11 protein-coding genes are annotated in these 14,387 nt (G+C 44.5%); 10 read left to right on the forward strand and 1 reads right to left on the reverse strand.

The features are described from left to right. Positions 1-5: 5 nt before the first annotated feature. Positions 6-2,039 (reverse strand): UvrD-helicase domain-containing protein, encoded by a 2,034-nt coding sequence (locus tag VLA57_RS10830; protein ID WP_011512923.1) that lies wholly within the window; start codon positions 2,037-2,039, stop codon positions 6-8. Between the two features lie 1,015 nt (positions 2,040-3,054). On the opposite strand from VLA57_RS10830, the gene ndhC reads away from it, so the two are divergent. The 10 genes from ndhC (at position 3,055) to nuoK (ending at position 14,384) form a co-directional block, all read left to right on the forward strand. Next, positions 3,055-3,678 (forward strand): NADH-quinone oxidoreductase subunit A, encoded by a 624-nt coding sequence (ndhC, locus tag VLA57_RS10835; protein ID WP_020442866.1) that lies wholly within the window; start codon positions 3,055-3,057, stop codon positions 3,676-3,678. A gap of 112 nt (positions 3,679-3,790) precedes the next feature. Beyond that, positions 3,791-4,459, forward strand: a complete 669-nt coding sequence (locus tag VLA57_RS10840; protein ID WP_011512925.1) for a NuoB/complex I 20 kDa subunit family protein — start codon at positions 3,791-3,793, stop codon at positions 4,457-4,459. A 130-nt stretch (positions 4,460-4,589) separates the two neighbouring features. Then, positions 4,590-6,365, forward strand: coding sequence for an NADH-quinone oxidoreductase subunit C/D (gene nuoC, locus VLA57_RS10845; RefSeq protein WP_333954915.1), 1,776 nt, complete (start codon positions 4,590-4,592; stop codon positions 6,363-6,365). A gap of 153 nt (positions 6,366-6,518) precedes the next feature. Further along, positions 6,519-7,028 (forward strand): NADH-quinone oxidoreductase subunit NuoE, encoded by a 510-nt coding sequence (nuoE, locus tag VLA57_RS10850; RefSeq protein ID WP_333954916.1) that lies wholly within the window; start codon positions 6,519-6,521, stop codon positions 7,026-7,028. After that, a complete protein-coding gene (gene nuoF, locus VLA57_RS10855; RefSeq protein ID WP_263240631.1) occupies positions 7,025-8,449 on the forward strand; it encodes an NADH-quinone oxidoreductase subunit NuoF in 1,425 nt (474 codons plus the stop codon). Before nuoE ends, nuoF begins: the two co-directional genes overlap by 4 nt. A gap of 10 nt (positions 8,450-8,459) precedes the next feature. Beyond that, on the forward strand, positions 8,460-11,579 hold the full coding sequence (nuoG, locus tag VLA57_RS10860) for an NADH-quinone oxidoreductase subunit NuoG (protein ID WP_333954917.1): 3,120 nt from the start codon (positions 8,460-8,462) through the stop codon (positions 11,577-11,579). Positions 11,580-11,637: 58 nt separating this feature from the next. After that, complete coding sequence (nuoH, locus tag VLA57_RS10865) at positions 11,638-12,633, forward strand: NADH-quinone oxidoreductase subunit NuoH (RefSeq protein ID WP_041753375.1); 996 nt, start codon at positions 11,638-11,640, stop codon at positions 12,631-12,633. Between the two features lie 55 nt (positions 12,634-12,688). After that, positions 12,689-13,237: an NADH-quinone oxidoreductase subunit NuoI gene (gene nuoI / locus VLA57_RS10870; protein ID WP_011512931.1), complete on the forward strand. Its 549-nt coding sequence runs from the start codon at positions 12,689-12,691 to the stop codon at positions 13,235-13,237. Continuing rightward, positions 13,234-13,977 (forward strand): NADH-quinone oxidoreductase subunit J, encoded by a 744-nt coding sequence (gene nuoJ, locus VLA57_RS10875; RefSeq protein WP_263240627.1) that lies wholly within the window; start codon positions 13,234-13,236, stop codon positions 13,975-13,977. Before nuoI ends, nuoJ begins: the two co-directional genes overlap by 4 nt. A gap of 98 nt (positions 13,978-14,075) precedes the next feature. After that, on the forward strand, positions 14,076-14,384 hold the full coding sequence (gene nuoK, locus VLA57_RS10880) for an NADH-quinone oxidoreductase subunit NuoK (RefSeq protein WP_041753378.1): 309 nt from the start codon (positions 14,076-14,078) through the stop codon (positions 14,382-14,384). The last annotated feature ends 3 nt before the right edge of the window (positions 14,385-14,387 follow it).

Consider the following 14,387-nt stretch of genomic DNA (forward strand, 5'->3'; position numbering starts at 1 on the left):
AAACATTATCGATTGCCCAATAAAGCCCGAATATTAGCCAAGTATTCATCAGCAACTGCTGCGGGATCTTTGGTGGCTTTTTGTTTTTTTGCTTTGGCAGGCCAATCGATATGATCTTCTGGCAACTCATCTAGAAATCTTGATTCAGACGTGACGCGCATTTGACCACCAGCACGGCGCTGAGTGGCTAGTGTCAAAGTTAGCTCGCGACGCGCGCGAGTAATGCCCACATACATCAAGCGCCGTTCCTCTTCGACCGTCTCACTTAGGATAGAGTTGCGATGTGGTAGCATCTCTTCCTCAAGCCCCATGATATAAACAAAGTCAAACTCCAAGCCTTTTGCCGCATGTAAGGTCATTAGATTAACTTTATTGGTGTTTTCTTCTTCCTGCTGCTGCTCCAGCATATCAAGCAATACCAGCTTGCGAATGATGGTATCAATGGTACGGTCTTCGTCTTCTTCGGCGCGATTAATCAGCGATTGAATACTGGTGTAAAGCATATCGATATTATCGATGCGGTTTTTTTCTTGTTGCGGCGTTTTAGAGTCACTGCGCACAAAATCAATATAACCGGTCTCATCAATCATTTGACGGACAATTGGCACAGGGTCAGGATGTTGATCAAGCTCGCGAGTATAATGCTCAATGAAATCGCCAAACTCCTTTAAAGTACTATAAGATTTCGACGGTAAAACGTGGGCCAGACCGGCATGCGTACAAGAAGCCAGTAGTGAGATGCTATGTTCTTGTGAAAATAAGCCAAGCTTTTCAAGCGTTGCTGGTCCCATGCCACGCTTGGGCGTATTAATCACGCGCAAAAAAGCACTGTCGTCTTCTGGGTTTAAAATCAGACGTAAGTAGCTCATGACGTCTTTGATTTCGCTACGGGCAAAGAACGACTGACCACCGGATAATTTATAAGGCACTTGCAATTGACGCAACTGCGCCTCTAACATCCGTGCCTGAAAGTTACTGCGATAGAGAACGGCATATTGTTCCCACTCATTACCAAAGCGCAATTTATGCGTGACGATTTCTTTGGCGACGCGCTCAGACTCATCATCATCATTACGGCAATTGATAATACGGATTTTTTCGCCTTGACCTTTATCTGACCAGAGTTTCTTTTCAAATAAATGCTCATTGTTAGTAATAACCGCATTAGCAGAGGTCAAAATACGCGTGGTCGAGCGATAGTTTTGCTCAAGCATGACGATTTTTAATTTTGGGAAATCCTCTTTAAGTAATCCCATGTTTTCAGGTTTAGCACCGCGCCATGCATAAATAGATTGGTCATCATCACCAACGACCGTAAAGCGTCCTTGCGGTCCGACTAAGTATTTAATCATCTCATACTGAGCGGTATTGGTATCTTGATATTCATCGACCAGCAAATAGCGAATACGGTTTTGCCATTTATCACGTAGCTCTCGATTTTCACGCAGTATTTTGGTCGGTAAGACAATCAAATCATCAAAATCAACCGCGTTATAAGCCCGTAAATTGCGCTCATACAGTGCATAAAGCGTCGCAAAAATCATATCTTCTGGATCGTCTAAGGTTTCCATCGCCTTATCCGGCTCAATCAAATCATTTTTCCAATCAGAAATCATTTTTATCGCTTTGCCAACCAACTCACGACTCTCAGCGCCGCTTAAGTTATCACGCATCATAAGCTCCATTAGCAAACGCTTGCTATCGTCGCTGTCCATAATGGAGAAATTGCCTTTCAATGGCGTATGAAGCAGCTCATATCGCAGAAACTGCAGCCCAAATTGGTGAAAGGTTGAAACCGTTAGACCACGGGTCTTTTCACTCGGTAGTAGCTTACTGACTCGAGCTTTCATTTCACGCGCCGCCTTATTAGTAAAGGTCACCGCCGTGATACGCTCAGCAGGCATGTTGCATTCTTCGATCAGATAAGCAATCTTGCGGGTAATCACTGACGTCTTACCGGAGCCGGCACCTGCTAACACCAGTAGCGGACCAGATACGTAGAGCATGGCTTCTTGTTGTTTGGGATTAAGTTGACTCATAACGTGACCTGTAAGACAAAAGCAAAAAGAGGGTAGCAGTAAATCGTAAAATGCCACTAGCTGCCATCAAGCGAAAAATACATTCGTTAAAATAGAGGGCATATAGGCATTTTAAATAGAGTAACTCACAGAATAATTTTAAAGTTTTAGGCAATCTGCGAGCAAAATTAGGTGAGTTATTATAAAGCAAAACTAAGGCTTTTGGGCAGGAGTTAGTAGCGTGGAATATATAAGATTATGAGGTATATATAAGGTACGTCTTGAAAAATGACATAGAGAAATATTTTGTTTCAATGAAAACCGTCGAAAATTTGGCCAATACAAGGTCATTTCCCGTGAATAGAAATAAGGAGGTAGACTTAAGTCTTATCCATTATGGAAGTGAAAGTGAAATAATTACAAGCTGTGACTAACTGCGCGTTTTATATAGATTTTCCATCTTAGTTAGCAGTCAATTAATAATACATTCTTTAGACTTACAGAAGGTTTTTAGAGAAGAATGATGAATAATCTATAACATAGTTTGCGGATAAAAAAACCTATTTTTTTTGCCGATAAAGTGACCGCTCAATGCAGTTAAAAACTAGCTTTTGATTGCCGATATGCGTATAGTACGTAAATAATTTATGCCAGTTGTCACGTCATTGTTGACCACGTGTAATGAGCTATTAAATCAATTAAATAAACTATCGAATATGATATTGATTTAATACGTTGATCTTACGTTGTTAGAAGATGCGTTGGGCGACCAGCCTTTATCCGCATATAGAGCGGACACTCTACAGTTGGTCAGATCTGACATCGTCGTCAATAAGCTTGATAATTGGTTGTTACCAGTACAGAACTTAACATGTGACTCAATGACAGTTACTTAAATACAGTGACAGTTACTTAAGTGCAGTGACAGTTGCTTTGTGTTTTCGTCTGCGTTATGCCTGTCGCTTGACGACCTTAATATGTAGGTCGATGCTTGCGCGGCGTGTAACACTCGATTGGGTGAGGAGCACGTATTATCATGTCTGCTTTTAATTGGTCAGCCATTGCTTTTATTTTAGCCGCCATTGCGCTAGTTGTGTTTATGTTGGTTGTCCCGCGTCTACTTGGCGGTCGCTCACATGGCTCACAAAAAGAAGAGATATTTGAAGCGGGTGTTGTCGGATCTGGCAACGCCCGTATTCGTTTGTCTGCCAAATTCTATTTGGTGGCGATCTTCTTTGTTATTTTTGATCTAGAAGCCCTCTACTTATATGCTTATGCAGTCTCAGTTCGTGAAGCTGGCTGGCTTGGTTTTGCTGCGGCCGCCATATTTATCACCATCTTGATCATTGGCTTGGTATACGAGTTGAGTCTGGGTGCGATGAATTGGGCACCGGCTGATAAGCTACGCAAAAAAGCGCGCCTATATGCGGCACCCGCAGGCTTTAGTTTAGCTGATATCACCAAGTTCGATGGTGTTGATGAACTTATGGTCGATCCTACAGGCAAGATACCTGCGCAGTCCTCCGGTCAGATTAATGTCTCAAACAATATTGAGACCAATCGTCGTCACTTACAAAACATTGATCATATTAATACCACGGGGAATGTCACTTCTGTGGACTTTGCGACGTCTGCACAAACAGATAAAATGACGCGTTAATGAATAACAGTGCGTGTTAATTAGTGAATAACAAAATTATTTAATAATGAAGTTAAGGCAGTAGTGAGGGCAAATCATTGCCGCACTTTGTTTAACATAAAGGTTGTATGTTATGAAATACACATTAACAAAAGCCAACCCTGATGCAGATGTCTATCCTGCTCAGACAAGCCAAACTGTCAACGATCCAATGGAAGATGAAGTCAATAAAAACGTCTTTATGGGTCGTCTAGAAGACCTTGTCCATTCAACAGCAAACTGGGGGCGCAAGCACTCACTGTGGCCATTTAACTTTGGTACCTCATGCTGTTATGTCGAATATGCGACTACTTTAACGGCGGTTCACGATTTGTCACGCTTTGGTGCCGAGGTTATTCGCGCCTCGCCACGTCAGGCAGATGTGATGATTGTTGCTGGTACTTGCTTTGTTAAAATGGCACCTGTTATTCAACGTCTATACGAGCAAATGCTTGAGCCAAAATGGGTCATCTCGATGGGGGCTTGTGCCAACTCGGGCGGTATGTATGACATCTATTCAGTCGTGCAAGGCGTGGATAAAATTATCCCTGTCGACGTCTATGTGCCTGGTTGTCCGCCACGTCCAGAAGCATTGATTCAAGGCTTGATGTTATTACAAGAATCTATTACTAAAGAACGTCGTCCGCTAGGTATTCATGTTAATGATCAGGGTGTCTATCAGCCGCAGATGACGCCTGAGCGTGACCGTAAGCAAGCAGATCGTATCGCTGTGAAAAACTTACGTAGCCCAGATAGCATTTAGTTAAGCAGTTTGGCGTAGTTATTAATAATTGTTAGAAGTGCGCGTACGCTCATCATAGTTTGGTTATGATTATCATCTTTTATTATGGTTGTCATGGCTCAGTTATGATTAATGAAGGAAGACATCATTCATGGTCACGGTAGTCGAAAACATAGATCCTAAGATCAAGCCTGTCCCAGCGGTTATCAAAGAGCTGGAAGAAAAATATGCTGGTAAGTTCGTTGTGCAGCACACGGTTGACGACATTCCAACGGTTTGGGTGGCACGCGCTGATTTATTAGACGTTCTCTTATTCTTACGCAAATTGCCAAAACCTTATGTCATGTTATTTGACTTGTCAGCGATAGATGAGCGTCTACGTCAGCATCGCCAAGGTTTACCTGACAGTGATTTTACGGTGTTTTATCACTTGATGTCGCTTGAGCGTAATAGTGATGTGCGTATCAAAGTGGCGCTCAGTGAAGAAGATTTAAACGTCCCAAGTGCGACACAGATTTGGCCCAATGCCAACTGGTATGAGCGCGAAGTCTGGGACATGTTTGGTATTGTCTTTACTGGTCATCCGCATTTAACGCGTATTTTATTGCCAAAATACTGGGAAGGTCATCCACTGCGCAAAGAATATCATGCGCGGGCAACTGAGTTTACTCCGTATTTCTTGAATACCGCCAAACAACAATATGAGCAAGAAAACCTGCGCTTTGTCCCAGAAGAGTGGGGTATGAAACGCTCGGGTCGCGATGAAGACTTTATGTTCTTGAACATCGGTCCTAACCATCCATCCGCTCACGGTGCTTTCCGTTTGGTGCTACAGCTTGATGGCGAAGAGGTCGTCGATTGTATCCCTGATATTGGCTATCACCATCGCGGCGCCGAGAAAATGGCTGAGCGTCAAACGTGGCACTCATTTATTCCTTATACCGACCGTATTGATTATCTTGGCGGCGTAATGAATGAGCTACCGTATATCATGTCGGTTGAAAAGCTTGCCGGTATTACTATTCCGCCGCGTGCTGAAACCATCCGCGTGATGATGAGTGAGTTTTTCCGTATTACCAATAACTTGCTGTTCGTCGGTACCTTTATCCAAGATGCCGGTGGTATGACGCCGGTATTCTATATGTTTACTGATCGCCAAAAAGCTTATGACGTCATCGAAGCTGTAACCGGTTACCGTATGCATCCTGCGTGGTTCCGTATCGGCGGTACAGCGCATGATTTACCGCGCGGCTGGCAGCGTTTGGTTCGCGAGTTCTTAGATTGGATGCCAAAACGCTTGGATGAGTATGTCAAAGCAGCATTGCAAAACAGTGTGCTTAAAGGTCGTACCCAAGGTGTTGCCCAATATAATACTAAGCAAGCACTGGCATGGGGCGTTACTGGCGCAGGTTTGCGTGCAACAGGTTTGGATTTTGATTTGCGTAAAGCGCGTCCGTACATGGGATACGAGAATTACGATTTCGAAGTACCAGTCGGCTATAACGGCGATGCTTATGATCGCTGTATGGTCAAAGTCGAAGAGATGCGCCAGTCGCTACGTATTATCCGTCAATGTATGGATAATATGCCGCAAGGTCCTTATAAGGCGGATCATCCATTGGCAGTACCGCCGCCAAAAGACCGTACGTTGAATGACATCGAAACCTTGATTAATCACTTTATCTCTGTTTCTTGGGGTCCTGTGATGCCAGCGGGTGAGTGCACAACGATTGTAGAAGCAACTAAAGGTCTAAACAGTTATTACATCACCTCGGATAAAGCGACGATGAGCTATCGTACCCGTATTCGTACGCCGACATTCGCGCATTTGCAGCAGATGCCATCAGTCATTAATGGTTCATTGGTATCCGATGCCATTATGTATTTGGCGTCAATTGATATTGTGATGGCGGATTGTGACCGTTAGAGCGTCTGTGGTTATACGTTTATCATTATCGTTTATATATTAAAAGTACGACGCGTTCATTAACATATTATCGCCAAACTGGCACACCAAAACGCTGTCATTGCGCCGTGAGCGCAACCTTAACAGTGGGCTGAGTGAGGAAAGAAAAAGATTATGAAAATTGTTTCCGATAAAATGCCAAAAGTAGATGTGGCAAGTATCTTAACTGCAGAAGAAATTGCGGCTATTCATGAGTTTATGCATCATTATCCTCATCCACGAGCAGCGTCTTTAGATTCGCTAAAAATCGTGCAAAAGCGTAACGGCTGGGTTGATGATGCGCAAGTGAATGCGATTGCTAATATTCTAAATGTACCGATGACGGATATGGATGGGGTAGCAACCTTCTTTAACCGTATCTATCGTCAGCCAGTTGGTCGTCATGTCATCCTTGTTTGTGATTCGGTGGCTTGTTATTTAACAGGCTATGAAGCACTAGCAGCTGAGCTCAAATCTGCGCTGGGCATCGACTATGGTCAAACCACTGTTGATGGTCGTTTTACGCTATTGCCGATTTGCTGTTTAGGTAACTGTGACAAAGGTCCTGCGGTATTGATTGATGAAGATACCTATGGTCCTGTCCAGCCTGAAGAAGTCGCCCAATTGTTGGAGCTATACGCATGAGATTAACTGTTTCAGAGCAGATTGCTCTTCGTAATCAAGGCAAAGCGCCAAGCCAACTTAATGAGCAGCGTATTCCTATCTATGGCGATAGAGCGACTGCTACCAGTGAAACCAAACCACTGACATGGCGCTTAGCGCATCATGATGCTGTGCTTGATTTGGCCACTTATGAATCATTACGTGGTTTTGAAGCGTTAAAGATAGCGTTAAACCAATCGCCAGATGATACGTTAAATACTATTAAAGAAGCGGTGGTAAAAGGTCGCGGCGGTGCAGGTTTTCCAGCAGGTATTAAATGGTCGCTAATGGCACCACCTGATGGCGGTCCACGCTATCTAGTCTGTAATGCTGACGAGATGGAGCCGGGTACGTTTAAAGACCGTTTGCTCATGGAGCGTTTGCCGCTTCAGCTTATTGAAGGCATGCTTATTTCTGCCTATGCGATTGGTGCAACAGCCGGTTATATCTTTATCCGTGGTGAATACATCTTAGCTGCGGAGCGTTTAAGTACAGCGATTGAAGAATTGCGTGCCAATAACTTAATTGGCGATAATATTTTAGGCTCAGATTTTAGTTTTGATTTACATGTGCATACGGGTGCTGGTCGTTATATTTGCGGTGAAGAAACGGCATTGATTAACTGCTTAGAAGGTCGCCGTGCCAATCCACGTACCAAACCACCATTTCCACAAGTAGCTGGTGCATGGGGTCGACCAACCGTGGTTAATAACGTTGAAACTTTACATAACGTTTCAGCGATTATCTTACATGGTAGCAAGTGGTATCAAGACCTACCAAAAGCCAAAGGTGTAGTCGAAACCCCAGGTACGAAGCTATTTGGCTGTTCTGGCTTGGTCAATGATCCCGGTCTTTGGGAATTACCTTTTGGTTATACGGCGCGCGAAATCATTGAAGATTTCGCCGGTGGTATGCAGGAAGGTCGCACACTTAAGGCTTGGTTACCAGGCGGCGCATCAACGGATTTTTTAACCGCTGAGCATTTAGATACTGTCGTTGATTTTGACACCATTCAAAAAGCGGGTAGCCGTATGGGTACGGGTCTGTTGATGGTTGTTGACGAAGAACAAGATATGGTGCCATTGGTACGTAATCTTGAGATTTTCTTTCAACGCGAATCGTGCGGTTGGTGTACGCCATGCCGCGATGGTTTGCCGTGGGGCGTCAAAATCCTTACCGCTATCAATGATGGCGAAGGGCAGATTGGCGATATTGAAAAGCTAGAAGGTTTAACCCGTGACTTATGGATCGGTAAAACCTTTTGCGCGCACGCCCCCGGTGCGATGGAACCACTGATGAGTGCAATTAAATATTTCCGTCCTGAGTTTGATCAAAAGATTGCGCAGGCGGTTGGTGAAGATGTCATTGAGGCTGCAGCCAATCAACAGCTAGATGTGAAATAAGGAGAGCGGCATGGCAGTCATACATATTGATGGAACCACTGTCGAAGTAGATAGCGCAGATAACTTGCTACAAGCATGTTTGTCACTCGGCATTGATGTGCCGTATTTTTGTTATCACCCAGCCCTTGGTTCAGTAGGCTCTTGCCGTCAGTGCGCGGTTAAGCAATATATGACCAAAGAAGATATGGAAGCGGGTCGCGGTCGCCTTGTGATGTCCTGTATGGTCGCCCCAGGCGATGATATGTACATCTCAGTGACTGATGATGAAGCGAAGGCGTTCCGTAAGTCGATGGTTGAGCTGTTGATGATTAACCATCCCCATGACTGCCCAACCTGTGAAGAAGGTGGACACTGTCATTTACAAGATATGACCTATATGTCAGGTCATCATCGTCGTCGCTACCGCTTTACTAAGCGCACTCACCATAATCAAGAACTTGGTCCGTTTATCGCGCATGAGATGAACCGCTGTATCGCTTGCTATCGCTGTGTCCGTTTTTATAAAGACTATGCAGGCGGCGAAGATTTGGGTGTTTATGGCTCAAATGAACGTGTTTATTTTGGTCGTGATAAAGATGGTCAGTTTGAAAGTGAGTTCTCAGGTAACCTAACGGAAGTTTGTCCAACGGGGGTATTTACCGATAAGACGCATTCGGATCGTTATAACCGTAAGTGGGATATGCAGTATGCACCAAGCATCTGTCATGGTTGTTCAGCGGGTTGTAATATCTCTGCCGGTGAGCGCTACGGTGAATTGCGCCGTATCGAAAATCGCTATAATGGCGAGGTAAATCGTTACTTCTTATGTGACCGTGGTCGTTTTGGTTATGGCTATGTCAATCGTGAAGATCGTCCAACCCAAGCGCTTGAACGTATCAATGATAAACATGTCAAAATTAATATTGATTATGCTCTTGATGAAACCATTAAGCGTATTAAAGACAAAAAAGTCATTGGCATTGGTTCACCACGTGCCAGTTTAGAGACCAACTTTGCGCTAAAAAACCTCGTTGGTTTTGATAATTTTTCAACGGGTCTTAATCATCAGCAGCAAGCACTGGTCAATAAATGTATTGAAGTCTTGAGTACTGAGGGTATTTATAATCCAGGTATGACCGATATTGAAAGTCATGATGCGGTACTGATTTTGGGTGAAGATATCACTCAAACGTCATCGCGTGTGGCACTCTCTATCCGTCAAGCGGCGAAAAATGAAGCCATAAAAATGGCGGCTGCTACCAAAACGCAATCGTGGTTGGCTGAGCCAGTCAAACGTATTGCTCAAGGCGCACAAAGCCCAGTATATGTCATCGATGTGACTCAAACCAAACTTGAAGATATCAGTAAGGTTAGCGTCGTAGCGACACCTGAAGACATCACTAAACTTGGTTTTAAAGTTGCGGATGAAATTGCTAAATTTGACGACAATATAGCAAAAATAGTCGATCCGCAAAAAGCTGGAAAAGAGGCTAATGCCAATATTGGCGCTGATCCTATGCAAGCGCTGGCACAGCAAATCGCTTATGACTTGATCCAAGCGGACAAGCCATTGGTTGTCTCTGGTAGCAGCTTATCGTCTATTGCCTTGATAGAAGCAGCTGCGCAAATCACGCAAGCATTAAGCCAAAAGCGTGCAGCGATCAAAGCAACTGAGCAGTATGAAGTTGAGACACATAATGCCAAAGTTGCAGCAGCTGAAGCGCGAGCACAAACAACAACGGCTTGGCAAACAGAAGATAAAGATCTGTCTGCCAAGCCAAATAAGCCTGAAACGGGTGTTAATACCGAAGCGCAAGACGATGTTGAACGTCAGCCAGCAACCAAACTTGAGCTAAAAGAAGTCAATAAAAAGTATCATGCCCAAGCGGGTATCTATTTAGCAGTGACAGATGCTAATAGTATCGGTGTTTGTTTACTCGGCGGTCATTCAGTTGAAGAATTGCTGGCGACTGATTTTGATGTGGTGATAGTCGCTGAAAATCAGCTGACTGATGCTATTGATGCGAATAAATTAACACAGCTATTGACTGATAAAACCGTCATTGCGTTAGATCATCAATTGCTGGATTGGCACAAAGACGTCGATATTGTATTGCCAGCAGCCACTTTTGCTGAAGCAGACGGCACACTTATTTCTGCCGAAGGTCGTGCGCAGCGCTTCTTCCAAGTTTATGATAATGACTATTATCATCCGCTTAGTAGTATTAAAGAAGGTTGGCGCTGGTTGCATGCCGTACATAGCAGCTTAGAAGGTCGCGATGTTGATTGGACGCAGCTTGACGATGTTATCAATGCTTTGATAGCGACCCATCCTAAGCTTGCCAGTATCAAAGAAGCTGCACCCGATGCTGATTACCGTATGACGGGTCTAAAAATTGCCCGTCAGCCACGTCGTTACTCAGGTCGTACTTCTATGCGCGCGCCTGTCTCTGTCCATGAGCCAATGCAGCCAAAAGATTTGGATACCGGTTTAACCTTTTCAATGGAAGGCTATAGCGGTAAGCAAACCCCAAGCGCGATGATTCCTTTTGCGCAATCTGCCGGTTGGAACTCACCGCAAGCTTGGAACAAATACCAAGATAAAGTGGGTGGTAGTCTTAGAAATGGTGATCCGGGTGTGCGTTTGTTCGATCAGTTAGAGCGTTTAGCTACGCGCCAATATGTTGCGCCAGAAGTTAGCTCAGTAGCTACGACGGATATGCATCAAGGGCAAGCCAAATTGGTGCCTATTTATAACATTTATGCCAGCTCAATGATGGCATCGCGTAGCCCAGTCGTTGCTGAACAATTACCAGTAGCTGCATGGCGTATAGGGATTGATGACGCAAAAGATTGGAATATCGTGGCTGGTGATTATCTAGCGATTGAGATTGATAAACAGCAAATCACGCTGCCAGTAGAGCTTGTTGGTTATTTAGCCGAAGGTTGTATCGGTTATCCTGTCGGTCAGGTGAGCATTATTCATCCATCGATGCCAGCGTCAGTACGTAAAGTCGATGCACCTATTACGATGATGGGCGGCTTGGCTAATGACGCTATTGGCAATTCTGAAAATGGCAGTGGTTTAAACAGCTTTGAAGATAACAATAACCGCGCCGCGCCAGTAAGCACAGCGCCGACCACCACATAGGAGGTGTAATATGCAAGTCACTCGTATTATCCCTGATGTGCCAAGTTTTTTGGCGAGTATGATGACCTTTGATACTTGGTCCATACTTTTTATGGTCGTACAATCGCTGGTCATCTTTTTGGTAGTGGTCATTGTAGCGGCAATGATGATTATCTATGAGCGCCGGATGCTAGCACTCTGGCAAGACCGTTATGGTCCAAACCGTGTCGGTCCGTTCGGTTCGTTGCAATTAGTCGCCGATATGCTCAAAATCTTCTTTAAAGAAGATTGGACGCCAAATTTTACCGATAAGTTTATGTTTACTCTGGCGCCTGCGGTTGCCATGTTTACCGCTCTGGCTTCATTTGCCATTATTCCTATCTCACCAACCCTTGGCGTTGCTGATTGGGATATTGGTATTTTATTCTTTTTTGCCATGGCTGGTATTGCAGTCTATGCAGTGCTGTTCGGTGGTTGGGCATCAGCCAATAAATTCTCATTACTGGGCGGCTTACGTTCAGCCGCGCAAACCATCAGTTATGAAGTGTTCTTAGGCTTGTCGTTGATGGGCGTTGTTGCCTTGACTGGCTCATTTAACTTACGTGCCATTGTTGAAGCGCAGGCTGATGGTTGGTATATCATTCCACAGTTCTTTGGCTTTTTAACCTTTGTCGTTGCTGGTGTTGCGGTCACGCATAGACATCCATTTGACCAACCAGAAGCTGAGCAAGAGCTGGCAGAAGGGTATCACGTTGAATATTCTGGCATGAAGTTCGGTATGTTCTTTATTGGCGAATACGTCAATGTTGTATTGATTTCTGCTTTGATGACCTGCTTATTCTTTGGTGGTTGGTTGGCACCTTTTAATTTAGATATTCCGTTTATTCCACCAGCTTTTTGGTTCATGATTAAGACGCTTTTCTTTATGACTATGTTTGTTTTAGCTCGAGGCTCACTCATGCGTCCGCGCTATGATCAGGTGATGAACTTTGGCTGGAAAGTCTGCCTGCCCGTAACCTTGATTAATCTATTGGTTACTGCTGCAGTCATTTTGATTTTTTCCCCAACGTTGTAATCATCACTAGCCATCACTGATGAACTAGGGTAAAGCTGAGAAGGATAATAATCCCATGTTTACTACGATAAAAAAGACCGTCATTGGACTATTTACCATTGTCCGCAGCATGTGGATGGTCAATAGTCATGCGCTCAGACCACGCGACACCATTCTTTATCCTGAGGTGCCAGTACCAGTGCCGCCACGTTTTCGTGGACGTATTATATTGTCGCGTGACCCTGACGGCGATGAGCGCTGCGTGGCTTGTAACTTGTGCGCTGTGGCATGTCCAGTTGGTTGTATCTCACTGCAAAAAGCGGAACGTGAAGATGGACGCTGGTATCCAGAGTTCTTCCGTATTAACTTTTCACGTTGTATTTTTTGTGGCTTGTGTGAAGAAGCTTGTCCTACAACAGCTATTCAGATGACTCCTGATTTTGAGATGGGCGAATACGTCCGTCAAGACTTGGTCTATGAAAAAGAGCATTTGCTGATTTCAGGACCGGGCAAATATCCCGATTATAACTATTATCGCGTGACGGGTATGGCGGTAGCAGATAAACCAAAAGGCGCGGCGCAAAATGAAGCGGCACCGATTGATCTAAGGAGCTTGCTACCATGATGAATATTTTAAATAATCCTGAATTGGCAGGGTTTTACTCATTAGCAGCGGTAGCAATATTTGCCAGTTTGCGCGTGGTAACCCAAGCCAATCCAGTGCATGCTATTTTATCAATGATTGTGTCATTACTGGCAATCGCTGGCATATTTTTTGTGATAGGTGCGCCGTTTGCTGGAGCACTTGAAATTGTCGTTTACGCGGGTGCCATTATGGTACTGTTCGTCTTCGTGATTATGATGCTGAATTTAGGCATGCGTAATGATGAGCGGGAAGAGCGTTGGCTTGATGCCGGTACTTGGGCGATACCGACGGGCTTGACAATTATTATTGCGGTTGTGCTGTATGCAATGATTGGTCTCAATCATAACGAAGCTGCTGTAATTGGCGGTACTACGATTTCAGCCAAAGCAGTGGGTACGGTGTTATTTACCAAATATATTATGTTGATAGAAGTAGCCGCATTGCTACTACTCGCGGCCTTAGTTGCGGCTTATCATTTAGGCAAAGAAGCTATCGATGACGAGATTATCGGTAATGATAGTCTAGTAGCCAGTCCAAATGTCGGTAGTATTGAGCTGTACGAAAACGACAGCATGCACACCAATAACGATGTAGTAAAGATGGCAAAACCATACGAATATAAAGATGTCGACCCGCATGATTATGTGGGCATGAAGGTCGGCATGAAAGCAGGTACGCAGAACGGTATGAAGAAAGTCACGCGCAAGGAGTCAGACTGATGGTACTAGCAGCAAGCGTGGCACAAGATATTGCCAATGTGCCGTTTGCCCATGAAGTAGCAGGCTTAGTGCAGCCGGTTGCTGAGGCGCAAAATGTACTGGGTCTGATACCCATGAGCCATGGATTAATCTTGGCGGGTATTTTATTTGCGATTGGTCTGTGCGGTGTTATGGTACGGCGTAATTTTCTATTTATGCTAATGAGCCTTGAGATCATGATGAATGCGGCGGCACTAGCATTTGTGGTAGCAGGTAGTCGTTGGGTCGATCCAGATGGACAGATTATGTTTATCTTTATCTTGACCTTAGCAGCAGCAGAGGCCGCTATTGGTTTAGCAATATTATTGCGTTTTTATCATCAGCGTGGGCATCTCGATGTCGACAGCGCCAATGAGATGAAAGGATGATGT

Origin of the sequence: Psychrobacter sp. S4(2024), assembly GCF_036861305.1 — a bacterium.
Lineage (GTDB): Bacteria > Pseudomonadota > Gammaproteobacteria > Pseudomonadales > Moraxellaceae > Psychrobacter > Psychrobacter cryohalolentis.